The organism is Kitasatospora sp. NBC_00374 (assembly GCF_041434935.1).
GTDB lineage: Bacteria > Actinomycetota > Actinomycetes > Streptomycetales > Streptomycetaceae > Kitasatospora.
Genome location: NZ_CP107964.1, coordinates 1,592,310 through 1,617,085, shown reverse-complemented (window position 1 = coordinate 1,617,085; position 24,776 = coordinate 1,592,310). Strand labels below are relative to the sequence as shown.

General features: G+C 73.1%; 19 protein-coding genes and 3 pseudogenes. 13 read left to right on the top strand and 9 right to left on the bottom strand.

All coding sequences use genetic code 11. The annotated features are described in order from the left end of the window. The first annotated feature begins 46 nt into the window (after positions 1-46). Positions 47-955 (top strand): polysaccharide deacetylase family protein, encoded by a 909-nt coding sequence (locus tag OG871_RS07290; RefSeq protein ID WP_371495166.1) that lies wholly within the window; start codon positions 47-49, stop codon positions 953-955. A 55-nt stretch (positions 956-1,010) separates the two neighbouring features. On the opposite strand, the gene OG871_RS07285 is transcribed toward OG871_RS07290, so the two are convergent. Both OG871_RS07285 and OG871_RS07280 read right to left on the bottom strand, forming a co-directional pair. Then, positions 1,011-1,523 (bottom strand): histidine kinase, encoded by a 513-nt coding sequence (locus OG871_RS07285; protein ID WP_371495164.1) that lies wholly within the window; start codon positions 1,521-1,523, stop codon positions 1,011-1,013. Positions 1,524-1,693: 170 nt separating this feature from the next. Then, complete coding sequence (locus OG871_RS07280; protein WP_371495162.1) at positions 1,694-2,329, bottom strand: hypothetical protein; 636 nt, start codon at positions 2,327-2,329, stop codon at positions 1,694-1,696. A 131-nt stretch (positions 2,330-2,460) separates the two neighbouring features. On the opposite strand from OG871_RS07280, the pseudogene OG871_RS07275 reads away from it, so the two are divergent. After that, positions 2,461-2,778, top strand: a pseudogene (locus OG871_RS07275) (MarR family winged helix-turn-helix transcriptional regulator); the annotation flags it as partial. A gap of 366 nt (positions 2,779-3,144) precedes the next feature. Next, complete coding sequence (locus tag OG871_RS07270) at positions 3,145-6,519, top strand: pyruvate carboxylase (protein ID WP_371495160.1); 3,375 nt, start codon at positions 3,145-3,147, stop codon at positions 6,517-6,519. A 44-nt stretch (positions 6,520-6,563) separates the two neighbouring features. Here the strand turns inward: OG871_RS07270 and OG871_RS07265 are convergent, their stop codons facing one another. Continuing rightward, complete coding sequence (locus tag OG871_RS07265; RefSeq protein ID WP_371495159.1) at positions 6,564-9,005, bottom strand: SpoIIE family protein phosphatase; 2,442 nt, start codon at positions 9,003-9,005, stop codon at positions 6,564-6,566. A gap of 200 nt (positions 9,006-9,205) precedes the next feature. Continuing rightward, positions 9,206-10,255 (bottom strand): NAD(P)-dependent alcohol dehydrogenase, encoded by a 1,050-nt coding sequence (locus tag OG871_RS07260; RefSeq protein ID WP_371495157.1) that lies wholly within the window; start codon positions 10,253-10,255, stop codon positions 9,206-9,208. Positions 10,256-10,355: 100 nt separating this feature from the next. Between OG871_RS07260 and OG871_RS07255 the strand changes: the two genes are divergently transcribed. After that, positions 10,356-11,225: a helix-turn-helix domain-containing protein gene (locus OG871_RS07255; RefSeq protein ID WP_371495155.1), complete on the top strand. Its 870-nt coding sequence runs from the start codon at positions 10,356-10,358 to the stop codon at positions 11,223-11,225. Between the two features lie 9 nt (positions 11,226-11,234). Here the strand turns inward: OG871_RS07255 and OG871_RS07250 are convergent, their stop codons facing one another. Both OG871_RS07250 and OG871_RS07245 read right to left on the bottom strand, forming a co-directional pair. After that, positions 11,235-11,666 carry a hypothetical protein gene (locus OG871_RS07250; protein WP_371495153.1) on the bottom strand — a complete coding sequence of 144 codons (432 nt, stop codon included), beginning with the start codon at positions 11,664-11,666 and terminating at the stop codon, positions 11,235-11,237. 145 nt (positions 11,667-11,811) lie between these two features. Continuing rightward, entirely contained in the window at positions 11,812-12,267 is a 456-nt protein-coding gene (locus OG871_RS07245) for a hypothetical protein (RefSeq protein WP_371495152.1), read from the bottom strand. A 332-nt stretch (positions 12,268-12,599) separates the two neighbouring features. On the opposite strand from OG871_RS07245, the pseudogene OG871_RS07240 reads away from it, so the two are divergent. Next, positions 12,600-13,106, top strand: a pseudogene (locus OG871_RS07240) (TetR/AcrR family transcriptional regulator); the annotation flags it as partial. 115 nt (positions 13,107-13,221) lie between these two features. Beyond that, a pseudogene (locus tag OG871_RS07235) lies at positions 13,222-13,347 on the top strand (NAD(P)-binding protein); the annotation flags it as partial. A 971-nt stretch (positions 13,348-14,318) separates the two neighbouring features. Here the strand turns inward: OG871_RS07235 and OG871_RS07230 are convergent. The 3 genes from OG871_RS07230 to OG871_RS07220 all read right to left on the bottom strand — a co-directional run bounded on the left by OG871_RS07230 (position 14,319) and on the right by OG871_RS07220 (position 16,456). After that, positions 14,319-14,774, bottom strand: coding sequence for an N-acetyltransferase family protein (locus OG871_RS07230; protein ID WP_371495150.1), 456 nt, complete (start codon positions 14,772-14,774; stop codon positions 14,319-14,321). A gap of 63 nt (positions 14,775-14,837) precedes the next feature. Then, a complete protein-coding gene (locus OG871_RS07225) occupies positions 14,838-16,073 on the bottom strand; it encodes a helix-turn-helix domain-containing protein (RefSeq protein ID WP_371495148.1) in 1,236 nt (411 codons plus the stop codon). A gap of 215 nt (positions 16,074-16,288) precedes the next feature. Next, positions 16,289-16,456 carry a hypothetical protein gene (locus OG871_RS07220; RefSeq protein ID WP_371495146.1) on the bottom strand — a complete coding sequence of 56 codons (168 nt, stop codon included), beginning with the start codon at positions 16,454-16,456 and terminating at the stop codon, positions 16,289-16,291. A gap of 201 nt (positions 16,457-16,657) precedes the next feature. Here OG871_RS07220 and OG871_RS07215 point away from each other — a divergent pair, with 201 nt between their 5' ends. The 7 genes from OG871_RS07215 (at position 16,658) to OG871_RS07185 (ending at position 24,733) form a co-directional block, all read left to right on the top strand. Then, entirely contained in the window at positions 16,658-17,005 is a 348-nt protein-coding gene (locus tag OG871_RS07215) for a LuxR C-terminal-related transcriptional regulator (protein ID WP_371495144.1), read from the top strand. A 313-nt stretch (positions 17,006-17,318) separates the two neighbouring features. Next, positions 17,319-18,758: a tryptophan 7-halogenase gene (locus tag OG871_RS07210; protein WP_371495142.1), complete on the top strand. Its 1,440-nt coding sequence runs from the start codon at positions 17,319-17,321 to the stop codon at positions 18,756-18,758. Between the two features lie 11 nt (positions 18,759-18,769). Then, entirely contained in the window at positions 18,770-19,708 is a 939-nt protein-coding gene (locus OG871_RS07205) for a cation:proton antiporter (protein WP_371495140.1), read from the top strand. A gap of 14 nt (positions 19,709-19,722) precedes the next feature. Beyond that, complete coding sequence (locus tag OG871_RS07200) at positions 19,723-20,049, top strand: cation:proton antiporter (RefSeq protein ID WP_371495138.1); 327 nt, start codon at positions 19,723-19,725, stop codon at positions 20,047-20,049. A gap of 6 nt (positions 20,050-20,055) precedes the next feature. Continuing rightward, positions 20,056-21,603 (top strand): histidine ammonia-lyase, encoded by a 1,548-nt coding sequence (hutH, locus tag OG871_RS07195; protein ID WP_371495135.1) that lies wholly within the window; start codon positions 20,056-20,058, stop codon positions 21,601-21,603. A gap of 69 nt (positions 21,604-21,672) precedes the next feature. Next, positions 21,673-24,225 carry a penicillin acylase family protein gene (locus OG871_RS07190; protein WP_371495133.1) on the top strand — a complete coding sequence of 851 codons (2,553 nt, stop codon included), beginning with the start codon at positions 21,673-21,675 and terminating at the stop codon, positions 24,223-24,225. Between the two features lie 7 nt (positions 24,226-24,232). Further along, positions 24,233-24,733, top strand: coding sequence for a hypothetical protein (locus OG871_RS07185; RefSeq protein WP_371495131.1), 501 nt, complete (start codon positions 24,233-24,235; stop codon positions 24,731-24,733). Positions 24,734-24,776 lie beyond the last annotated feature (43 nt).

The following is a 24,776-nucleotide window of genomic DNA, read 5'->3' as shown; positions in this document are numbered from 1 at the left end:
TGCCTACCGTGGTCCGTCGGCTCTTCCCTCGGCCCTGGAGGTTCGGATGTCGTTGGCTCGCCGGGTGGTGCTCGCGGCCCTGGCCGGCAGCGCGGTGACGGGGTGCGGGATCTCGCGGCGTTCCTCGGCCGGCCCGGTCGCGCGGACCGAGCCGCGTTCGCCGTCCGCCTCCGCACCCCCGGCAGTCCAGCCCGCCGAGCCCCCGGCCCCCGCCCCCGAGCCGGCGGCGCGGGCCGTACCGGCGGCCGCGCCCACCCGGGCGGAGCTGGTCGCGCGACTGGCGGGCGCGACCCCGGGCAGCTGGGACTTCGAGCCCCCGGGTGCGGTCAGCAGCCTGCCCGCGACGGAGCAGGCGATCGCGCTGACCTTCGACGCCTGCGGCGGGCCGGGCGGCAGCGGCTACGACGGGGCGCTGATCGACGAACTGCGCTCCCGGCGGGTGCCCGCGACGCTCTTCCTCAACTCCCGCTGGATCGAGGCGAATCCCGGTACGTTCCAGGAGCTCGCGGCCGACCGGCTGTTCGAGATCGGCAACCACGGCACCCAGCACCGGCCGCTCTCGGTGGCGGGCTGGTCCGCGTACGGCATCCGGGGGACCGGCGATGTCGGCGAGGCCTTCGACGAGGTGGCGGGCAACCAGGACGGGCTCACCCGGCTGCTCGGCCGCCCGCCGGCCTTCTTCCGCGCCGGCACCGCCTACTACGACGACGTCGCCGCGCAGGTGGTGACCGCGCTGGGTGCGCGGATCGCGGGCTTCACGGTCAACGGCGACGCCGGTGCCACCTTCACCGCGGACCAGGTCTGCCGGACCTTCCTGGGCGCCGGGCCCGGCTCGATCGTTCTCGCCCACATGAACCACCCGGCCGGCGGAACGGCGCGCGGGGTGGCGGCCGCCCTGCCGGAGCTGCTCGGCGCGGGGGCGCGCTTCGTCCGGCTCTCCGACGTCGCCTGGTGAGCGGGCCGCGCCGGGGGATCATCCGGCCGCCGCGGGTGTCACCCTGACGGGAGGCCTACCGGTGCCCGCCGCGCTCGGCCTCCTCGTCCGCGCGCAGCGACTCCTCCGCCGCGGCCTGCGCCTGACGGACCTCGGCGTCCACCTCGGCGGCCGGGCGGCGGACGAGCCGCCCGCCGTGGCGGGCCGCGATCGCGTCCGCCGGCCCGGGCGAGGACTCGGTCAGGTCGACGATCAGCATGCTGGTGCTGTCGGCGAGTTTGCGACTGAAGACCATCAGCCCCTCGGCCGCGTCGTTGAACCGCTTGTACTCGGCGCCGCCGCCGAGCGCGGTGCCCGCGCCCCAGCCGAGGAACACCCCGATCGGGCCGCCGATCAGGCCGACCAGCCCGCCGACCACCCCGCTGAGCACCGTCGTCGCGCCGGCCCCGCGCACCCAGCTCTCCGGGACGTCCAGCAGGCCGTCGGCCGTCCGCTCCATCACCGCGGCCTGGCGTACGCCGTGCAGCTCCCGCATCTCCCGGTACGCCTGCCGGGCATGGTCGGTGTCCTCGAAGGTCACGAACAACATGCTGTGGATCTCCTGCATCGTGCTGCCTCTCGACGGTGCCGCGCGGACTGTCCCAACACCGTAGGCCCGCCCGGCCGCCCGGCGCGGGATGCCGGGTCAGAACGGCTCCGGCCGGCGGGTGGTGTCCGTCCCGGGCGCCGTGCTCGACGCCGGCCGGGCGTTTGCCAGGGTCAGGCGACCGCCGTGCCCGCGCGCAGCCGCGGGCGCACCGAGGCGAGCACCTCGAACGACTCCGGGGCCCGCGAGACGGCCTGGCCGATCGCGATGTGCTCGCGGATGACGCACTCGCGGATCCAGTCCTCCAGGTACTGGTCGGCCGTCGCGCCCGGGTCCAGCCGGACCTCCAGTCGCAGCCGTTCGGTGGGCTGGCCGCGGTCCACCACCACGGGCTCGACGTCCTCGACCTCCGCCAACCGGCGGACCAGGGAGACCAGTTCCGTCCGGGACAGCCGGGCACCGCGGAAGCCGAGGACGTCGCCCTCGGTCTCCAGCAGGCGCAGGGCCGGGGCCGGATCGCCGCAGGAGCAGCGGGTGAACTCGCCGTACGCGCCGGTGCGGTAGCGCAGGACGGGGGCGACCTGGCGGTCGTGGACGGTCGTCACCAGCACCTCGCCGTGGCGCAGTTCGACGTGCTGGTGGCCGAAGGGGTGGAAGGTGTTCCGGTCGCAGTCCGGGCCGTTGTGTCCGATCGCCCAGGCCTCCGGCGATCCGTGGAGGCTCCAGACCCGGGCGCGCGGGAGGGTGCCGCGGATGAGGTCGGCGGTGCCGCTCTCCGGGCCGGAGTCGACGCAGATGACGGTCCGCACCCAGGTGAGCGGGTAGCCGATGTTGCGGCAGTAGGTGAGCAGGGCGCGGATGGTGGCCGAGTCGGCGGCGACGGCGGTGCCGCCGCAGCCTTCGAGGATGCCGAGCCACTGGGAAGGGGAACCCGGCCCAGTACACGGTCATGCTGGCCATCTCCGAGGAACCGGGGCTCTCGGGCGCCGCACTGGCGCGCCGCTGCCTGGTCACCCCGCAGACGATGTCCTCCGTGCTCAACACGCTGGAAGGCCGGGGCCTGGTGGAGCGCAAGCCCCACCCCGTCCACCTGCACATCCTGGAGGCCCGGCTCACCCGGTCCGGCCGGGCGCTGCTGACCAAGGCCGACGAGGAGGCCGTCGCCGTCGAGGAGACCATCGCGGCGGAGTTCGACGACCAGGAGCGCGAGCAGCTGCTCAAGTTCCTGGAACGCTGGTCGGCCGCGCTCAACAAGTAGTCCCGTACGCGTGGTCCCGTACGCGTGGTCCCGTCAGGCCGAACGCCCCGCCCGGTGGCGCCCCGTGCGCCCGCCGCGCGGGGCGTTCCGCCGTCCGGGCTCCTGCTCCGCGCCCGCTCGACATCCCCGAGGCGCACGGCCCCCGCACGCCCGGTGCCACCCACCTGGACCATCCGGCGCAGCGGCCGCCGACCCGGCGCCGGGCCGGGCGCCACGACCGCGGGCACCTGACCGACCGGTCGCGGGCACCCTTGCGGTGCCGTACGCCGAGGTGCTGGACTGCGCCCGGACGCTCACCGTGGAACCGAGTGCGCCGAACAGCAGGCCGTCCTGGCCGGAACCGCGACCCGCACAAGGAGATCCCCCATGATCCGCAAGGTCCTCGTGGCGAACCGGGGCGAGATCGCCATCCGGGCGTTCCGCGCGGCGAACGAACTGGGCATCCGCTCGGTCGCCGTCTACCCGCACGAGGACCGGCACTCCCTGCACCGGCAGAAGGCCGACGAGGGCTACCTGATCGGCACCCCCGGCCACCCGCTGCGCAGCTACCTCGACGTGGAGGGCATCGTCGCGACCGCGCTGCGCTGCGGTGCGGACGCCGTCTACCCCGGCTACGGCTTCCTCTCCGAGAACCCCGAGCTCGCCCAGGCCTGCGCCCGGGAGGGGCTGACCTTCGTCGGCCCGCCCGCCGAGGTGCTCAGCCTGGCCGGCAACAAGGTCCGCGCCCTGGAGGCGGCCCGCGCGGCCGGACTGCCGGTGCTGCGGACGGTGGCCCCGCAGGACGATCCCGCCGCGCTGGTGGCCGCGGCCGAGGAGATCGGCTTCCCGCTCTTCGTCAAGGCCGCCGCGGGCGGCGGCGGCCGGGGCCTGCGCCGGGTCGAGGACCGGGCGGCGCTGCCCGCCGCCGTCGACGCCGCCATGCGCGAGGCCGCCTCCGCCTTCGGCGACGCCACGGTCTTCCTGGAGGAGGCCGTCGTGCGGCCGCGCCACATCGAGGTCCAGCTCCTCGCCGACGCCACCGGGGAGGTGATCCACCTCTTCGAACGGGACTGCTCGGTCCAGCGCCGCCACCAGAAGGTCGTCGAGATCGCCCCGGCCCCCGGCCTCGACCCCGGGCTGCGCGAGCGGATCTGCGCCGACGCCGTCCGCTTCGGCCGCGAGATCGGCTACCGGGGCGCGGGCACGGTGGAGTTCCTGCTGGACGAGCGAGGCCGCTACGTCTTCATCGAGATGAACCCGCGGATCCAGGTCGAGCACACCGTCACCGAGGAGGTCACCTCGGTCGACCTGGTCCAGGCGCAGCTGCGGATCGCCGGCGGCGAGAGCCTCGCCGACCTCGGCCTCGCCCAGGACGGCGTGCGCCTGAGCGGCGCGGCCCTGCAGTGCCGGATCACCACCGAGGACCCGGCCCACGACTTCCGCCCCGACACCGGCCGGATCACCGCCTACCGCTCGCCCGGCGGCGCCGGAGTCCGGCTCGACGGCGGCACCTACAACAGTGCCGAGATCACCCCGTACTTCGACTCACTGCTGGTCAAACTCACCTGCCGGGGAGGCGACTTCGCCACGGCGGTGGCCCGCGCGCAGCGGGCGGTGGCCGAGTTCCGGATCCGTGGCGTCGCCACCAACATCCCGTTCCTGCAGGGCGTCCTCAAGGACCCGGACTTCCGGGCCGGACACGTCACCACCTCCTTCATCGAGGACCGGCCGCAGCTGCTCGACGCGCCGACCGGCGCGGACCGCGGCACCCGGCTGCTGTCCTACCTGGCCGACGTCACGGTCAACCGGCCGTTCGGCACCGCGCCCGCCGTCGCCGACCCGCGCACCGCCCTGCCCGCGACCGACCTGGAGCGCCCCGCCGAGCCCGGCAGCCGCCAGCGGCTGCTCGCCCTCGGGCCCGAGCGGTTCGCCGCGCAGCTGCGCGGTGACGACGCCCTCGCCGTCACCGACACCACCTTCCGCGACGCCCACCAGTCACTGCTCGCCACCCGGCTGCGGACCAGGGACCTCGTCGAGGTCGCGCCCCATGTCGCCCGGCTGACCCCGCAGTTGCTGTCGGTCGAGGCCTGGGGCGGCGCGACCTACGACGTCGCGCTGCGCTTCCTGAAGGAGGACCCGTGGCAGCGGCTCGCCGACCTGCGGGAGGCTATCCCCAACATCTGCCTGCAGATGCTGCTCCGCGGCCGCAACACCGTCGGCTACACCCCGTATCCGGACCGGGTCGCGCAGGCCTTCGTGCACGAGGCGGCGGCCACCGGCATCGACATCTTCCGGATCTTCGACGCGCTGAACGACGTCGAGCAGATGCGCCCGGCCATCGACGCCGTCCTGGAGACCGGTGCCGTCGCCGAGGGCACCCTCTGCTACACCGGGAACCTGGCCGACCCCGCCGAGCGGCTCTACACCCTCGACCACTACCTGCGCACCGCCGAGCAGTTGGTCCGGGCCGGGGTGCACGTGCTGTGCGTGAAGGACATGGCGGGCCTGCTGCGCCCGCCGGCCGCCCGGCGGCTGGTCCGCGCGCTGCGGGAGAACTTCGACCTGCCCGTCCACCTGCACACCCACGACACCGGGGGCGGTCAGCTCGCCACCTACCTGGCCGCCGCGGAGGCCGGGGTGGACGCCGTGGACGGCGCCAGCGCCGCGCTCTCCGGCACCACCAGCCAGCCGGCGCTGTCCGCGGTCGTCGCGGCCACCGACCACACCGAGCGGGCCACCGGGCTCTCGCTGGCGGCGCTCGGCGACCTCGAACCGTACTGGGCCGCCGTCCGTACCCTCTACCGGCCGTTCGAGAGCGGCCTGCCCGCGCCCACCGGCCGGGTGTACCAGCACGAGATCCCCGGCGGCCAGCTCTCCAACCTCCGCCAGCAGGCCGCCGCCCTCGGCCTGGCCGACCGCTTCGAGGACATCGAGCGCCTCTACGCCGCGGCCGACCGCATCCTCGGACGCATCATCAAGGTCACCCCGACCAGCAAGGTCGTCGGGGACCTCGCCCTGCACCTGGTCGCGGTCGGCACGGACCCGGACGCCTTCGAGGCCGACCCGGGCTCCTTCGACATCCCCGAGAGCGTGATCGGCTTCCTGTCCGGCGAGCTGGGCACCCCGCCCGGCGGATGGCCCGAGCCGTTCCGCAGCAAGGCGCTGGCGGGCCGCACCGTGCCGTCCCACGCCGTCACCCTGACGGCGGACCAGGAGGCCGCGCTCGCCGGCAAGGACGTCCGGCGTACCCTGGACGACCTGCTCTTCCCCGGCCCGTCCCGGGAGTACCGCACCACCCTGCACGAGGACGGCGACCTCTCGGTGCTGCCCACCACCGCCTTCCTCTACGGCCTGGAGCCGGAGACCGAGATCTGCGCCGAACTGTCCACCGGTGTCTCGCTCTACCTCGGTCTGGACGCCGTCGGGGAGGCCGACGAACGCGGCCACCGCACGGTGTTCTGCCGGCTGAACGGGCAGCCGCGCACCGTGTCGGTCCGGGACCGCTCGATCGAGGCCACCCGGCCGGAACGCGAACGCGCCGACGCCACCAACCCCCGCCACGTCGCCGCCCCCTTCAGCGGGGTCGTCACCACCACCGTCAGGCCGGGGGACGAGGTCTCGGCCGGCCAGACGGTCGCGACGATCGAGGCGATGAAGATGGAGGCCGCCATCACCACGCCGGTGGCCGGCACGGTGGAGCGCCTCGCGGTGTCCGAGGTGGCCGGCGTCGACGGTGGCGACCTGCTCCTGGTGGTGCGCTGACCGCGGGGGTCACCCGGGTGGTCCGCCGGCCGCGGGCCACCCGCTCAGCGGGCCGGGCCGGTCGAGGGGAGCGTCTGCTCGGACCAGATGATCTTGCCGGTGGAGGTGTAGCGGGTGCCCCACCGGCGGGCCAGCTGCGCCACCAGGAACATGCCGCGGCCGCCCTCGTCGGTGGTCCGCGCGTGGCGCAGCCGCGGCGACGTACTGCTGCCGTCGGACACCTCGCAGATCAGTGCGGACTGCCGGATCAGCCGCAGCCGCACCGGGCCGACGGCATGGCGGATCGCGTTGGTCACCAGCTCGCTGACGATCAGTTCGGTGGTGAACAGCAGCTCGTCCAGACCCCACCCGCCGAGCGTGGTGGCGACCAGCGCGCGGGCCTCGGAGACCACGGCCGGATCCTCCCGCAGGTCCCAGGAGACCACCTGGTCCGGCCCCAGCGCGTGGGTGCGCGCGACGAGCAGGGCCAGGTCGTCGGAGAGCGGGCTGGAGCCAAGCCGCTCCAGCACGGTGTCGCAGACCTGCTCGGGGGAGCGGTCCGGCCATTCGAGCGCGTCCGCCAGGACCGCGAGGCTCGCGTCCAGATCCCGGCCGCGGGCCTCGAACAGGCCGTCCGTGAACAGCACCAGCAGACTGCCGGGGACCAGATCCAGCTCGGCCGCCTCGAACGGCATCGAGCCCAGGCCGAGCGGGGGACCGGCCGGCAGCGCCGGGAAGGACACCGACCCCTCCGGGGTGACCACCGCGGGCGGCAGATGACCGGCCCGGGCCACCGTGCACCGCTGCGTGACCGGGTCGTGCACCGCGTACAGACAGGTCGCGCCCAGGACCGACGTCGCGGTGGCACCACCGCCGTCCGAGGTCTCCTCCTCGATCAGCCGGATCACCAGGTCGTCCAGCCGGGCGAGCAGCTCGTCCGGCGGCAGGTCCATGTTGGCCAGCGTGTGCACCGCCGTACGCAGCCGGCCCATGGTCGCCGCCGCGTTCATCCCGTGCCCCACCACGTCGCCTACCACCAGCGCGGTCCGCGCACCGGACAGCGCGATCACGTCGAACCAGTCGCCGCCCACCCCGTCCTGGCCGCGCGCCGGCAGGTACCGCGAGGCCACCTCCAGCGTGGTGGTCACCGGCAGGGCGTGCGGGAGCAGGCTGTGCTGCAGGGCCAGCGTCGCCGACCGCTCCCGGGTGTAGCGGCGCGCGTTGTCCAGGCACACCGCCGCCCGCGAGACGAACTCCTCGGCCAGCCGCAGGTCCTCGTGGTGGAACGGCTCCTCCCGCTGCTGCCGGACGAACACCGCCACACCCAGCGACACCCCGCGCGCCCGCACCGGCACCACCATCAGCGAGCGCAGCCCGAACGCCCGTACCGACTCCGCCCGCAGCACGTCGTTGCCCAGCCAGGGCCGGTCGGCCGCGTTCAAGGACGGCTCCAGCATCGCCCGGCCCTCCACCAGGCTGCGGACGATCGGCGATGTCGGCAGGTACCCGGACAGCTCCCCGACCGACACCACCGCCTCCGGGCACCCCTCCCGCAGGGACCGCTGCGCCGCCCGCCGTAGGGGCGGGCTCCCGAAGGCCGGCACCGGAGCGGGTTCCTCACCGGCCAGGACCGACTCCAGCAGGTCGACGAAGACGAAGTCGGCCAGCCGGGGCACCGCGACGTCGGCCAGCTCCTGGGCGGTGCGCCTGATGTCCAGCGTGCTGCCGATCCGGCCGCCGGACTCGCTCAGCAGCGCCAGCCGCTCCCTGGTCCGCCAGCGTTCGGTGACATCGACGCCCATGGAGCAGACGCCCATCACCCGGCCCTCGGCATCGTCCAGCCGGAAGAACGACGTGGAGTACGCGTGCTCCCGGCCGGGGTCGGCCGGCGTGTGCCCGTGGTACTCGAAGTCCAGCACCGGAGAGCCGGTGTCCAGCACCCGGCGCATCTGCGCCTCCACCGCCGCCGGATCCAGCAGCGGCAGCACCTCGCCCATCCGCCGGCCCAGCCGCTGCTCCCGGGGGATGCCGGCCATCCGCTCCAGCGTCTCGTTGATCCAGATGTACCGAAGGTCGGTGCCCACCACGGCCATGCCGAACGGCGACCGGGTGAGGAACCGCTCCAGCACCGACCGGCTCACCCCCCACCACGGTGTCGCCCCCAGGTCGACGGCGGACACCAGCCAGCGCTCCTCCCCGGCCGGCCCCGACACCCGGGACCCCTGCACCCCGAGCGACAGCCGGCGCCCGTCCCGGTGCCGCGCCGTCACCAGCCCCGCCTGCGCCCCGCCGCCCGGCCGGCGGACACCGGCCCCGGCGAGCGGCTCCGCCAGCAGGTTGCCGACCGGTACACCGAGCACCTCCGCCGCCGGGTAGCCGAGCAGTTCCTCGGCCCCCTCCGTCCACCCCACGACGACACCCTCCGTGTCCAACACGGCTGTCGCTGGCGGGGTCAGGTCGAAGGGGGCAGGTCGCGCGCCCGGGAGGTCCTCCTGGGGAGCTGACATCGTCGAACCTTCCCACCACCTGGCTCAGTGCCCCCCATTATCTTTTGCGCCGCTTCCCACTGCGACCGGAGTCGCCGCACCCGGCGACCACCGAGCGTGACGACCGGCCGCCGGGCCGGGGTCGGCTGCCCGCGGCCCGCCCCGCACGGCCCGGGGCCCCGGACCTTGCGGTCACGGGGCCCCGGTACGGCGCGGAGGCGTCAGATGGTGGCGGTGTCGATCACGAAGCGGTACCGCACGTCGCTGGCCAGGACGCGGGCGTACGCCTCGTTGACCTGGTCGGCGCGGATCACCTCGATCTCGGCGGTGATGCCGTGCTCGGCGCAGAAGTCGAGCATCTCCTGGGTCTCCGGGATGCCGCCGATCATCGATCCGGCCAGCGACCTGCGGGCCGTGATCAGCGCGAACGGGGCGATCGGCGCGGGGTTCTCCGGGGCGCCGAGCTGGACGAGGGTGCCGTCGGACCTGAGCAGTCCGAGGTAGGCGTTCAGGTCGAGGTCGGCGGAGACCGTGTTGACGATCAGGTCGAAGGTGCCGGCCAGCTCCTCGAAGGTGGCCGGGTCGGAGGTGGCGCGGTAGTCGTCGGCGCCCAGCCGCAGGCCGTCCTCCCGCTTGCGCAGCGACTGGCTGAGCACGGTGACCTCGGCGCCCTTGGCGTGGGCGATCTTCACCCCGAGGTGGCCGAGGCCGCCGAGGCCGACCACGGCGACCTTCTTACCGGGCCCGGCGCCCCAGTGGGTGAGCGGGGAGTAGAGGGTGATGCCGGCGCACAGCAGCGGCGCGGCGGCGTCCAGCGGGATCTGCTCGGGGATCCGCAGGACGTAGTTCTCGTCCACCACGATGTGGGTGGAGTAGCCGCCGTAGGTCGGCTCGCCGTCGCGGCCGACGCTGTTGTAGGTGCCGACCATCCCGCCGTCGGTGCAGTACTGCTGCAGACCGGCGCGGCAGTTGTCGCACTCACGGCAGGAGTCGACGAAGCACCCGACCCCGACCCGGTCGCCGACCGCGTACCGGCTCACGGCCGGGCCGGCCGCGGCGACCACGCCGGCGATCTCGTGGCCGGGAACCATCGGGAAGGTGCCCTCGCCCCACTCGGCGTTGACCTGGTGGATGTCGGAGTGGCAGATCCCCGAGTACTTGATGTCGATCAGGATGTCGTGCTCACCGAGTTCCCGCCGGGGAACGGTGGTCTTCTCCAGCGGAGCCTTCGGCGAGGCGGCTGCATAGGCGGAGACAGTGGTGTGCGTCATGCCGTCCAGCCTGCTGCGGCCGTCGGCCCGCAACCAGACCCTCGGCCGACGTACGAACGGCGTGCGTACCACCGGGAGTGTCACCCTCATACTTTCCGGTATGGACAAGCGCACCGAATTGATCGAGTTCCTGCGCTCGCGCCGGGCCCGGCTGCAGCCGGAGGACGTGGGGCTGACGCCGTACGGCGGCCGGCGCCGGGTGCCCGGGCTGCGCCGTGAGGAGCTCGCGCAGATCGCGGGCGTGAGCACCGCCTACTACACCCGGCTGGAACAGGGCCACGGCGAGAACGTGTCCGCCGCCGTCCTGGACGCCATCGCGAACGCGCTGCGCCTCAACCAGGTCGAACGCGACCACCTCAACCGTCTCACCGAGCCGACCCGCCGCCGCACCCGCCCCAGCACCCGGCCGCAACGGGTACGGCCCGCCCTGCAGCAGCTGATCGACGCGATGACCGACGTCCCGGCCTACGTGCTCGGCCGCCGGCTGGACATCATCGCCTGGAACGCGCTGGCCTGCGCGCTGCTGGGGGACTTCCCGGCCATGCCGCCGGACCAGCGCAACATGGCCTGGCAGGTCTTCCTCGACCCGACCGCCCGCGAGCTGTACGACGACTGGGAGGGCAAGGCCTCGGACGTCGTCGCGATCCTGCGGATGGACGCCGGCCGCTACCCCGACGACCCCCGACTCGCCTCCCTGATCGGCGAACTCTCGGTCAAGAGCGGGGACTTCCGCCGCCTCTGGGCCGACCACGACGTCCGGGAGAAGGGCCACGGCGTGAAGGAGCTGCACCATCCGGTCGTCGGCCGGCTCACCCTCCAGTACGAGACGCTGAGCCCCACCGGCGACGCCGACCAGGTGCTGCTCACCTACCACGCCGAGCCCGGCTCCCAGTCGGCCGAATCGCTGCGGCTGCTGGCCAGTTGGACCGGCGGCACGGTCGCCGAGCGGGCCGCGGCGGGGGAGCTCTAGTCGGCCCGCTCAGCGGACGGGGGCCGGGGCGGCGGGCTGCTCGGCGGTGAGAGCGGCGGCGAGCCGGTCCAGTTCCGGGCGCCACGCCCGGCGGACGTTCAGCCTGGTCGCCTGCGCCTCGCCGGGAAGGTGGAAGCGGAAGTAGCTCCACAGCATCCGCCGGTGCAGGTCGGTGAAACCGCGAGCAGCCTCGGCCCGCGGGATGCGGTGCAGCAGCCGGCCCGGCCGGTGGCGCAGGAACTTGATGTCGTGCACCATCACGGCCCGCTCGGTGAGGGTGAGGAAATAACGCTCGATGTCGAACTGCCCGCAGATCAGCGCGTGCGTCCAGGGGCTGCCGCCGGGGAGGGCGGCGAGGGTGACGACCAGGCGGTCGGTCGGGTCGGCCCGCCGGACCGCCTCGGCCACCTGGTCCACGGTGGTCGACTTGAGCAGGGCCATGCGGGGTCTCCTCGGTGCAGCTGTCCGTCCGGCCGGGTGCGGCCGTCGCAAGGACGGTATGCGTCGGCGGCGCTGGACGGATGACGGTCCGGACCGAAGGGTTTCCGGCGGCCCGGCCCCACCGGGGAAGGGAACGGCGTTCGGCTCAGCCGGAGGCCGGGCCCGCGAGCCCGGGATGCACCACCCCGGGGAACACCCGGACCCGGGTGGCCGGTTCGCCGCCGCGGGCCTGCGGCACCGACTCGACCGCTCCCCACGGGCGGCCCGGGAGGACGATCGTCAGCCGGTACGAGGCCGAGCAGCCGAGGCAGTCGTAGCGGTCCTCCCACACCTCGACCTCGTCCGTGCTGCCCGGGTTGCGGGCCACGTGGCGGTGGAGCGCGTGGCAGCGTGCGCAGGTCTCCCCGGGCTCGCACGTCCCGCCGCAGGGGCACGGCAGGTCGAGGCTGTCGGCCGGCAGCCAGCGCTGGACGGCCAGGGCCGCGGCCACCTCGGCCTTAGGGGTGGCCTGCTGCAGGCTGCGGGCGGCGACGTTGTAGGACTCGCCCGTCGCCGCCATCCGCTCGCGGATCACGTCCTTGCGGACACGGTTGGTCGTCATGTGCTTCTTCCTCCGGTGCTTGGCCACGCAACCCGGCAGGAGGACGAGGAGACCGGTCTGCGGTGTTCGCGTGAGTCGACGGACCCTTGTCCGCGCCGCTCGCCCCCACAGGTGCGGCGGGCCGGGCTCGGAACGGGCAGACGCAGCTGCCACCACTAAACCTACCCGGCCCGCCGGGCCCGCTCGGCCAAGGGGTGTGACGAACTTGTTCGTAACGAACATGTTCGTTACGAACCGTGACCACGCCGACACCCGAACCCCGCAGCCGCCGGGAGCGTCCCGCGAAGCCGCCCCTCGGCCGGGCGGTGATCATCACCACCGCGGTCGGGCTGATGCGCGCCGAAGGGCTGGACCGCGTCACCATGCGCCGCCTGGCGCAGGAGCTCGACACCGGCCCGGCCTCGCTCTACGTCTACGTCCGCAACACCGCCGAGCTGCACGCGGCCGTCCTCGACGACCTGCTCGGCACGGTCGACCTCGCCCCCGCCGGGGCCGACGGCTGGCGCGACCGGCTCGTGCGCGCCCTCACCTCGTACGTCGAGGTGCTGTTCGAACACCCCGCGCTGGCCCGCGCGGCGATGGTGGCCAGGCCGTCGGGGGAGCACTACCTCGACCTGGTGGAGACGGTGCTCGCCCTCCTGGACGAGGGCGGCGTCCCGCCCGGGCGGGCGGCCTGGGCCCTCGACCTGCGGCTGCCCTACGCGACCGCCACCGCGGCCGAGCAGGCCGCCCGCCGTCAGGCCCCCGACAGCGCGGGCGAGTGGGACGCGCTCACCGCCGCGCTGCAGGGCGCCACCGGCCCCCGCCACCCGCACATCGCGGCCCTCGGCACCCGGCTGCTGTCCGGGACCGGGCGCGCCCGCCTCGCCTGGGGCTTCGAGGTACTGATCAGCGGCGCGCTGGCCGCACCCGCCTCCGACACCCGCCAGGACCCGCCGACCCCGAGGAGAGCGCATGACCACCCACCACCCGATCGCGGTCGTCGGCGCCGGCCTCGGCGGCCTCACTCTCGCCCGGGTCCTGCACCTCCACGGGATCGAGGCCGCCGTCTTCGACCTCGACGCCTCACCGACCGCCCGCCACACCGCCACCGCCGAACTCGTCGGCCGCGGCATGATGTTCGCGCTTGCCGAGGAGAAGGGCTTCCTCACCCACCTCGAAGGCGACGGCACCGTGCACTCCTACACCGCGCTCAAGGTGCCCGCCGACTGGGCCGACGGCATCGACCTCACGACGTGCATCCAGCGCCAGCCGGTGACCCCCGGCGACGTGGAGTACCTGCACGACACGCTCGGCAGGCTCAACGCCATGCGCAGGTCCACCGCCACCGCCAACGGTGCGACCTACGTCGACACCGCGACCCCGACCGCAGGCCACGACATCTGCTCGGACGACCGCTGGATCGAGGGCGCCCTCCCCGGCTCCCCGGCCGTCCCGTTCCACCCGAACGCCACCGGGGAGAAGGTGACGGCGGCTGGGGGTCAAGGGGTCGCAGGATCAAACCCTGCCGTCCCGACCGTGAAGTCAATTGTGAGAGCCGGTACTTGGGAAGCCAGGTACCGGCTCTTTCTGTTGCCGCGTCAGCTGGTGGTCGCATTGTGGTCGCCGGGCCACATCGGCCATGGTGTCGGTGGTTCTTCTGTTCGTGCCTGCTGATGGGCGGGCAGTTGCCGGCGCGGGCGCGGGTGCTGACGCCAGGGGCGCTGGGCGCGGCAGACCGGGCGTCCGACGGTCCGCCGACTCTGCCGGACGGATCGTGCGCGCGGTGGCCCGGTCCTCGGTGATCTCGGCGAGCGTGGCCCCGGCCGCGTCGACGAGCAGCTTGCGGCGCCGGTGGGTGTGCAGGTGGGCGACGGGCACCAGCACGCGGCCGCGTACGAACACTGCCAGCCGCCGGGCCATCATCCGTCGGTACTTGCGCTCCGTCTCCACGTGTTCGGTGCTCATGCTCGTCGCCCCCGCGGACCGAGGTTTCACGCGGACTTCGGCGGGTCGCCGTGACGGGGTGGGGCCGTGCGGGTGGTGGGGAGGTGGTCCGGGGGCGTCGGCCGTCACGGCTTCCAGGCGTACCGGATGTCGGGCTCGCGCTCCTCGTTCTCGCTGCCGTCGGTGCGGAAGCTCTCGACGAAGCCGTGGCGCTCGTAGAAGCGCTGGGCCGGGGCGTTGACCTGGAACGTCCACAGCTCAAGGCCCTCCGGGGAGTTCTCCTTGGCGAGTGCGACCATGCGGTCGCCGATCCCGCGTCCGCGCCAGTCCGGCGCGACGTAGAGCTGGTCGAGGTCCCCGTCGTGCAACACCATCATGCCGACCACGACACCGTCCGCATCGGCGACCCAGGTTTCCCGGTGGGGCACGATCTTCTCCGCGAACCAGAGCCGGATCCGGTCGTTGCCCCGCGGCCGGCGCACCGTCGGAAGCGCCGCGTCGAACGACCGGATCCAGACCTCCGCCACCGCTTCCGCGTCGGCCTGGACGGCTCGGCGGATCACCAGCTGATCACTGTTCATGGCCGGTGATTCTGTCATGTCATGGCCCTCCTTTCCGGTGGTTGTCGAACTTGTGACGATCGGTCAGCGCACGCGCGAGGCGGCGAGCGTCTCGGCGAGGTTGCGCCAGATCTCGGCCGCGAGGTCGACGTTGGCCGCCTCCTGGGCCTGGCGGGCGAGGGCCTCGATGGCCGAGATGCCGACCTGTTCGAGGCCCTGGAGGATCTTGATCTGGTTGGCCAGCACCTCCAGGCGGAGGCGGTCGCGGATCCCGAGGTCGGCGCGTGCCTCGCCGATGTCGGTACAGACCTCGCCGGCCTCCGCGATCCGGCCCTGGGTGAACAGGAGGTGGGCCTTGAGCGCCCGGAACTCCAACTGCTGTCGCGCGGAGGCGACGAGGTCGAGGACCGGCGCGACCTGGTCGAGCAGGGGTGCCGCCTCGTCCGGGCGGCGGGGGTTCATCTGCAGGAAGAGCGAGGCCGCGGCGAGCCGGAGCCGGAGCCACGTCGTGATGTCCTCCCGGCTGTCCTGGCGCTCCAGCGCCTGCTGGAGCCGGTCGGCCGCGGCGGTGATGTCACCGTGCCGGACCAACACGCCGGCGGCTGTCCACAGGGTCTCGACGCCGAGGGCGACCGGGACGTCCGGCAGGAGCCGCTCCGCCTCGGCCACGTGGGCCAGGGCGTCCTGGAACCGGCCGATCTCGGCCTCGGCGGAGATGAGGACGAGGAGGGCGCGTACCCGGTCGGCGTCGGTCACGCCGTCGGCGTCGGCGTCGGCGATCCGGTGGGCCTCGGCGGCGAGCTGGTGGGCGGTGCCCATGTCGCCGGACGAGCGGTGCCAACGCGCCAACACCAGAAGCGATCTGAGCCGCAGTACGGGAACGCCCAGGTGGTCGGAGAGGTCCACGAGCTGGCGGGCGATCGACTCGGCTTCGCTGCTCCCGGACGGCCGGGAGGCCGCCTTCTGGGAGGTCGAGGGGGCGAGCAGCCACAGGGACAGCCAGCGCAGCGCGGTGGAGCCCTGTTCGCCGTTTCGCGCCACGGCGCCGAGCACCTCCGCCGTGGATTCCTCGCCGCCTGCCGAGACGGCGACGGCGACCTCCTCCGCGAGGGAGGTCGAGCGTTCCGCGTCGAAGGCGGACGCCGGCACTCCCAGCTGGACGGTCAGATACTCCACCACCGTGGCGGTGGCCGGCCGGGCCCCGGACTCGAGGCGCGACAGATATCCGGCCGACATGCCCTGGCCCACCAGCTTCGATTGCGACAGCCCGCGCTCCTGGCGGAGTTGCCGAAGTCGCTGCCCGAAAAGCGGTTGTTCCAACACCGCGTCCTCCTGCGTAGATCCGATTCCGGGAACGGGACCTCCTAGAAGATCCCCCCGGCCGTCTCCCGCGTAGAACACTTTGTCATCCGGCGACTCAGTTGTCCAACTTGCGGTGCGATTGGCAAGTTGCCTGAGTTTTCGTTGCCAAGCCTGGCAATGGCGCGGATCCGGCAGCCCCGGGGTGGATGCCTCCCGGGCTCGCCGGCCCGGTGTCACGGCCAGTCGATCTCGGCGTCGGAGTGCGACCACGCCGCCGTGAGAGCGGCACTCTGCCCGGTGGTGGCCGGTCGTTCGGTGACGTCCGTGTCCGCGGTCCCGGCAGTCAGCAGGGCGAGAGCGGACAGGCACAGGACGGTAAACAGGCGGTGGTGCTGGTTCATGCGGGAGTTCCTCCAGTCCGTGGGGGCGTGTCGAGCGCCTCGGGGGCGTGGGGGCCCGGCGTCGGCTCCGGTCGTCCGGTGGCAAGGATGAGATTAGGAGTCTTGCCAGCTCTAGTCAAGATCGTCATGAGTGCATTGACAGGCTTGACAAGTCGCTCTAGCGTTCGAGCCATGACATGTCCAGAAGGAGGAAGCGTGCTGATGGCAAGGGAACCGATCTGCCGGCGGGCGGGCTGGGACGCGGCCCCGCGGCTGGCGGACGCGCTGGCGAGCATCGCCGTACTCTCCGTCCGCGAGTGCGAGGTCTTCGACCTGCTCGCCGTCGGGCGCTCCAACCGTGAGATCTCCGGCCAGCTGCGGGTCAGCGAGCGGACGGTCAAGAAGCACGTCGGCAGCATCCTGGAGAAGCTCGGCCTGGAGTCCCGCCTCCAGATCGGGCTCGCCGCACTCGCCCATCGCATCGCACGGGCCGAGGGCGGCGCCGAGCAGGCCGCCACCCGACTGCACGCCCCTGCCCGGCTGGACCCCGCTGCCCGCCTGGCCGCCTGAGCGGCTGCCGAACGAGGCGGTCGCGGACGGGGACCGCCTCCGGGCGGGTGGACCAAAGTTCCCTGGTCCCGGACCGGCACCCCGTGCCAGGATCGACGGCGAAGCCCCCGGATGCCATCCGGGAACGGCCGGACCCGGCGCGACGCGCAGATCCGGTTCGGCCGCCGGCTCGCCCGCGTGGGACCCGCATTCGCCCCCGCGCCCGACACATCACCGAGAAGGTCCGGACACGCGCCCCCGCGTGGTCTCCGGCGTGCCTCGGTCCACCCACAACAGCCCTTTCGGGGAAGGTCGTCCGGCAATGAGTCATGCTGTGGAACAGGAAGCCGTGGAAGCGGACTACGACGTCGTGGTCGTCGGAGGCGGCCCCGGTGGTTCGACGGTCGCGTCCTTCGTCGCGATGCAGGGCCACAAGGTCCTCCTGCTGGAGAAGGAGGAGTTCCCCCGCCACCAGATCGGCGAGTCGCTGCTGCCCTCCACCGTGCACGGGATCTGCCGACTGCTCGGTGTCACCGACGAGTTGGCGGAGGCGGGTTTCCAGCGGAAGAACGGCGGAACCTTCCGGTGGGGGGTCAACCCCGAGCCCTGGACCTTCGACTTCGCCGTCTCCGAGAAGTTCTCCGGCCCGACCTCCTTCGCCTACCAGGTCGAGCGGATGAAGTTCGACCAGCTGCTGCTGGAGAACTCCCGCCGCAAGGGCGTCGACGTCCGCGAGCGGTGCGCGGTGGTGGACGTCCTGGAGGGGGACGGCCGGGTGTGCGGTGTCCGCTACGACGACTCGGACGGGGTCCGCCGCGAGGTCCGCGCCGCCTACGTGGTCGACGCATCCGGCAACCTGAGCAGGATCCAGAGCAAGGTCGGCGGCGAGCGCCGCTACTCCGAGTTCTTCCAGAACATCGCCCTCTTCGGCTACTTCGAGGGCGGCAAGCGGATGCCGGCCCCCAAGAGCGGCAACATCATCTGCGCCTCGTTCAGCCTCGGCTGGTTCTGGTACATCCCGCTCTCCGAGGAACTCACCAGCGTGGGTGCGGTGTTGCGCCGCGATGCCGCCGTCGACCTGATCCAGGGCGACCGCGAGAAGGTCCTCGACCAGCTGATCGCCGAGTGCCCGCTCGTCGCCGACATGCTCTCCGACGCCCGCCGCGTGACCGAGGGCCCGTACGGCGAGATCCGCGTGCGCAAGGACTACTCCTACATCCAGGAGAAGTTCTGGCGCCCGGGCCTGGTCCTGATCGGCGACGCCGCCTGCTTCATCGACCCGCTGTTCTCCTCCGGTGTCCACCTCGCCACCTACAGCGCCCTGCTGGCCGCCCGCTCGATCAACACCGCGCTGCGCGGCGAGATCGCCGAGGACGACTGCTTCGGGGAGTACGAGGAGCGCTACCGCCGCGAGTACTACCTCTTCCATGACTTCCTGGTCCAGTTCTACGACGTCGACAAGGACGAGCGGGCCTACTTCGACGAGGCCAAGAAGGTCACCCGGGGTGCCGCCTCGGAGGCCGAGTCCTTCGTCGAGCTGGTCGGCGGCGGCGCCTCCGACGAGTCGGCGCTGGTCCGCGCCGGCGCGATGATCTCCGACGAGCGCAAGTCCGACCTGCTCGGCCAGATCCCGAAGATGCACTGGGAGGGCTCGCGCATCCAGGCACAGGCGCTGCTCGGGGAGAGCAGCGGCGACCAGCCGGTGCGCGAGGGCGGACTCGTCGAGTCCGTGGACGGCATGCACTGGGCGGCCTTCGAGCCCGCCACGTCCTGAGGGAGTCGTCGATGACCTCCCACCAGGTGCAGTGGGTGTTCCTCGGACTGGTCGCCGTCCTCACCCTGAGCGGGCTGTTCGGAGCGCTGGCACGGCGGTTGGGCCAGCCGGCCGTGGTCGGTGAGATCCTCGCCGGGATCGTGATCGGACCCTCGCTGTTCGGCGGGGCGGTCGCACACGCCCTGCTGCCCGCCGAAGTCCGGCCGATGCTGACCGCGCTCGCGAACCTGGGGCTCGCGCTCTTCATGTTCGCGATCGGCTACGAGCTGCGGTTCGGGGAGCTGAGGGGCCGCGGAGGCCTCGCGCTGCGGGTGTCGGTGTTCTCGGTGGCGCTGCCGTTCGCCCTCGGGGCACTGCTGGCGCTCGCCGTCGCGGACGCCCACCCGGGGCCCAACCGGGCCGGCTTCGTGATCTTCCTCGGCGCCGCCCTGTCGGTGACGGCCTTCCCGGTCCTGGCCCGCATCCTGTCCGACCGCGGGCTGGACCGGACCCGGCTCGGCGCGGTCGCGCTGGCCGCCGCGGCGATCGCCGACCTGCTCGCCTGGGGCCTGCTGGGCATCTCGGCGACGGTCGCGGGCACCGCCGGACAGCACCGGATGCTGCTCGTCCCGGTCTACCTCGCCGTGATGGTCCTCGGTGTCCGCCCGCTGCTGCGGCGGGTGTTCGCCGGGGCCGAGGAGGACGGCGTCACCCCGGGCCGCTTCGGCGTGCTGCTGGTGGCCCTGCTGATGTCCTGCTGGGCTACCGAGTGGATGGGGATCCACTTCATCTTCGGGGCGTTCCTGCTGGGGGCCGTCGCCCCGCGCGGGGTTCGGCGTGACGTCGCGGCGGAGGTGACCGGCCGCCTGGAGGCCGTCGGCGGCCTCCTGCTCCCGGTCTACTTCGTGCTCGCGGCGATCAGGGTGGACCTCTCCTCGGTGGGTCTGTCCGGGGCCGGGAACTCGCCCTGATCCTGCTCACCGCGGTGCTCGGCAAGTTCGCCGGAGCGTACGCGGGTGCCCGGGTGAGCGCGGTTCCGAAACTGCAGTCCGCGGCGCTGGCCACGCTGATGAACACCCGCGGGCTGACCGAGATCGTGATCCTCACCGTCGGCCTCCAGCTGGGAGTGATCGACACCTCGCTCTACTCGCTGCTGGTGCTGATGGCCCTGGTCACCACGGCCATGGCCGGGCCCGTCCTGCAGCTGTTGGAACGACGGGCCGGCGGCGACGCCCAGCGGCTCGGCGACTTCGAGTACGAACACCAGAGCCTTCGATCCGCTCCGCGGATCCCTTCGAGAACAGGTAGGTGAGGGGACATGTCCACCACCGCACACGAGCTCCGCCAGGGTCGCTACAACCTCGCCGAGTTGGGCTCCATCGTCGACACCGGCGCCGAGTTGAGCCTGTCCGGCGAGGTCTCCGACGCGGTCGCCACCGGCGCCGCGTTCGTCCGGGAGCTCGCCGTCGGCCCGCAGCACGTCTACGGCGTGAACACCGGGTTCGGCGCGCTCTGCGAGACCCGCGTCGCCCCGGAGCAGGTCAACGAACTGCAGTACAACCACGTGGTGTCGCACGCCGCAGGCGTGGGCGAGCCGGCCTCCCCGAGGGTCTCCCGGCTGGCCATGCTGATCAAGCTGCTGACCTTCCGCACCGGCATCACGGGTATCGGCCGCGGCCCGATCGACCGGCTGATCGAGCTGTGGAACACCGACCTGATCCCGGTGATCCCCAGCAAGGGCACCGTCGGCGCCAGCGGGGACCTGTCCCCGCTCGCCCACCTGAGTCTGCCCCTGCTCGGCCTCGGCGAGGTGTGGATCGACGGCGAGCGCCGGCCCGGCGCCGTCCTCGGCGAGCAGTACGGTCTGGAGCCCGTCACCCTGGCCGCGAAGGAGGGGCTGGCCCTCACCAACGGCGTGCAGTACATCACCGCACACGCCGTCGACTCGCTGCTGCGGATCGCCGCACTCGTCGACTTCGCCGACGCGGTGGCCGGTCTGAGCTCCCAGGCGTTCAGCACCTCCGACACCTTCGCCCACGGGCTGTACCACACGTCCACGGCGCACGAGGACCGCAAGACGGTCGCCCGCAACCTGCGCGCCGCCATGCTCGGCGGCAACCACCACACCCTGGACACCGCGAACAAGTCCAAGCAGGACCCGTACTCCTTCCGCTGCATCCCCCAGGTGCACGGTGCGATCCGGCAGGTCGTCAACTTCGCCTGGAAGACGATCGAGGACGAGGTCAACAGCGTCTCCGACAACCCGCTGTTCTTCGCGGAGGAGGAGATGGCGCTGTTCGGCGGCAACCTGCACGGCGAGTCCGTCGCGTTCTCGCTGGACATGCTCGCCATCGCCGTCTCCGAGCTCGCCAACATCTCCGAGCGGCGCACCTACCAGCTCCACTCGGGCCGCCGCGGTCTGCCGGACTTCCTGGTCGCCAACTCCGGCGTCAACTCCGGCCTGATGATCGCCCAGTACACCTCCGCCGCACTGGTCAACGAGTCGAAGACGCTCAGCCACCCGGCCAGCGTCGACACGATCCCGACCTGCCAGCTGCAGGAGGACCACGTGAGCATGGGCGGCACCTCCGCCTACAAGCTGCGCACGATCATCGACAACTGCGAGTACGTGCTCGGCATCGAGCTGCTGTCCGCCGCCCAGGCGGCCGAGCTGCTGCCGGGTCTGGAGCTGTCCGAGATGGGACGCGACCTCCTGGCGGCCCTGCGCAAGGAGGTCGACTTCCTCGACTCCGACCGGGTCCTCGCCACCGACCTGGAGCTGGCCCGGCAGTTCGTGGCCCGCGAGGCGGGCACCTGGTCCCGCCGGATCCGGCAGGAGGCCGACCGCCTCGCGGCGGCCGAATAGCACCCCCGGGTGGGGGCCTCCCCCAGGCCGCCACCCTCCTGAACCGACCACCAGACGATGGGATGCACCGTGTCAGCCAAGATCCGCCGCACTGCGGGCCGGCTGGGCGCCCTGGTCGTCGCCGGGCTGCTCATGTTCGTCCTCGGCACCGGCACCGGACCGATCCCCGCCCTGGGGCGGGCCCTCGATCCGGTGCGGGGCGCCTGGGCCTCGGCCGACGGAGGCCTGCTGCCGACCAGCGGACGGCTGAGCGTGCCCGGGCTCTCAGCCCCGGCCGTGGCCACCTTCAGCCCGGAGGGACCGGCCTCGATCACCGCCGCCTCCGACGACGACCTCTTCCGCGCCCAGGGCTACGTCACCGCGCGTTTCCGGCTGACCCAGATGGACCTGCTGCGGCGGCTCGGCTCCGGCCGGCTCGCCGAACTCAGCGGCCCGGGGGCCGTGGAGTCCGACACCTTCGAGCTCCAACTCGGGCTGCGCCGCACCGCGGAGGCCGGCTGGGCGCAGACCCCGCCCGACAGCCCGGCCGGCCGGGCGCTCACGGCCTACGCGGCCGGCGTCAACACCCGGATCGCCGAACTGGAGGACGGCCACGACTGGCCCGCCCTCTACGGACTCACCGGCGTCCACCCCGGCCGCTGGACCCCGGTGGACAGCCTGGTCGTCCAGGAGGTCCTCACCCAGCAGCTCGACTTCAGCACCGTGCCGCTCGGCTACGCGCTGGCCGACCGCTCGCTGGGGCCGGAGCTGACCAAGGCCTGGTTCCCGGTCCTGCCCGCGACCCCGCAACAGCCCTACGACCCGGGCCCGTACCGCGACCTCGGCGTCGCGCCGATCCCCGAGCGGAACGCCAACGCGGCCGACCCGGCGGCCCTCGCACCGGGCAGCGGCCCGACAGACCCCCGGCCGCTGGACACCTCCCGCCAGGCGGACGCCGCCAGTGCCGTCCTGGCCCGCGCCGACCAGTTGCCGGCCGGCACCCTGCACCTGCACCCGGACAGCAACGCCTGGGCCGCCAACGGCCCTGCGGTGGCCGGCGGGAAGTCGATGCTCGCAGGCGATCCGCACCTGCAGCTCTCGCTGCCCTCCGACTGGTTCGAGATCGCCCTGCACTCGCCGACCCTCGACGTCACCGGTGCCAGCCTGCCCGGCATGCCGGCCGTCCTCATCGGCCGAAACGCGCACATCTCCTGGTCGTTGACGGACGTACAGAACCAGTCCACGCTCTTCTACAGCGAGACCACCAGCCCGGACCACCCCGGCTCCTACTACTGGAACGGGGCCTGGCGCCCGCTGGAGCACGTCGAGTACACCATCCCGGTGCGTGGCGGCGACGCCGTCCCGCTCACCGTCGACCTCACCGTGCACGGGCCGGTCATCACCCGGGCCGGGCAGACCACCTCCGTCCACTGGATGGGCAACATCCCCTCGCCGGACCTGGCGGCCCTGCTCTCCCTCAGCACGGCGAGCGACTACGGACAGTTCCGCGAGGCGCTGCGGGACTGGAAGGCCCCCACGCAGAACTTCGTGTACGCCGACGACCACGGCAACATCGGGATCGTCGCCCCCGGCTACTACCCGCTGGTCAAGAGCGGCGAGCCCTGGCTGCCGCTCTCCGGCGAAGGCGCCTCGGACGTGGCGGGCACCATCCCCTTCGAGGCCGTCCCGCAGGTCTACAACCCGCCCTCCCACAGCGTCGTGACGGCCAACCAGCGGCCCGTCGGCAACGACTACCCCTACTACATCGGCACCACCCAGGACTTCGACCCCGGCTATCGGACCGCCCGGATCAACTCCGCGCTCCAGGGCGGATCCGCGCTCGGACCGGACGACTTCGGCACGCTCCAGAACGACCTCGTCGACGGGCTCGCCGCCCAACTCGTGCCCGAGCTGCTCAAGGCCCTCGACGGTGCGCCGCTGGACGACCGGCAGCGCGCCGCCCGGGACCTCCTCACCGGCTGGAACGCGGCGATGGACGAGAAGTCGCCGCAGGCGACGATCTGGTGGCGCTTCCTGACCTCCTACCTCAGCGAGGTCTTCCAGCCCTGGTGGACGGACCGCAAGGTCCCCGTCGACCTCGCCCGCCGTCACCTCGCCCTCGACCGAACGCCGCCCGCACTGGTCCAGGACCTGGAGCAGTGGAGCCTGCGCGACCGGTCCAATCCCGCCTTCACCCCGCCGGGCGGCCCCGGCCGGGACGCCCACGGGGCCATGCGCGACGCCTTCGCCAAGACCGTGACCGGCCTCGCGGGCGAGCTCGGCCCCGATCCGGCCGGCTGGAACTGGGGGCGGCTGCACCACCGGGTGATCCCCTCGATCACCCAGGTACCCGCCCTCGGCCACGGACCGCTGCCCGACGGCGGCGACACCTGGACGGTCGACAACGCCGACGGCGGAATGGACTCCGACTTCGGGCCCAGCTGGCGGATGGTCGTCCAGTGGACCGGGACGGCCACGGCGCAGGCCCGGGCGGTCTACCCGGGCGGCCAGAGCGAGAACCCGGCTTCCCCCTGGTACCGCAACCTGATCGACCTCTGGTGGCGCGGCGAGTACCTGCCGCTGCGCACGGCCGCCGAGCACGGCTCGGACGCCATCAAGTGGACCCTCACCTCGGAAGGATGAGCCGCCCATGCTCTCGCAACGGATGGTGTCCGCCCGCCTCCGCCGGTACACCGCGCCGCTCCTGACCGGTCCCGTCGGCGTGCTCCTCGTGGCACTCGGATCGGCAGCGGGGCTCTGGTACGCACCCTTCGCGGTGGGAGTGCTCGGCGGAGCCGCCGGCGCCGTGCGCCGGACCCGGCTTCCCGCGCGCCTCGGGCTCGCCGCGCTGAGCGGCGCCGCCGGCTGGGCCCTGCTGCTGGGGTGGCGGGCCCTCACCGGGCAGCCGGTCGGAGCGACGGCGGAGACCATCGCCGCGCTCGCCGGCCTGCCCTCCTCCGCCGCGCTGGCGGTGGCCGCCACCCTGCTGGTCGCGGTGCTGCAGGCGCTCGCCGGCTGTGCCGCCGGGTGGGCCCTGCTGCCCGCGGCGCGGCTCGCCGCGGCCGACCCCGCCCCTGCGGCGACCGCGCCCGCCTCCGTCCGTCCGACCTCGTCCGACCTCCGTCTGACCTCGTCCGAACAGGCTTCGTGAATCCCATGCAGACTCCCCACGCCCCCCGTGCCCCGCACGCCTG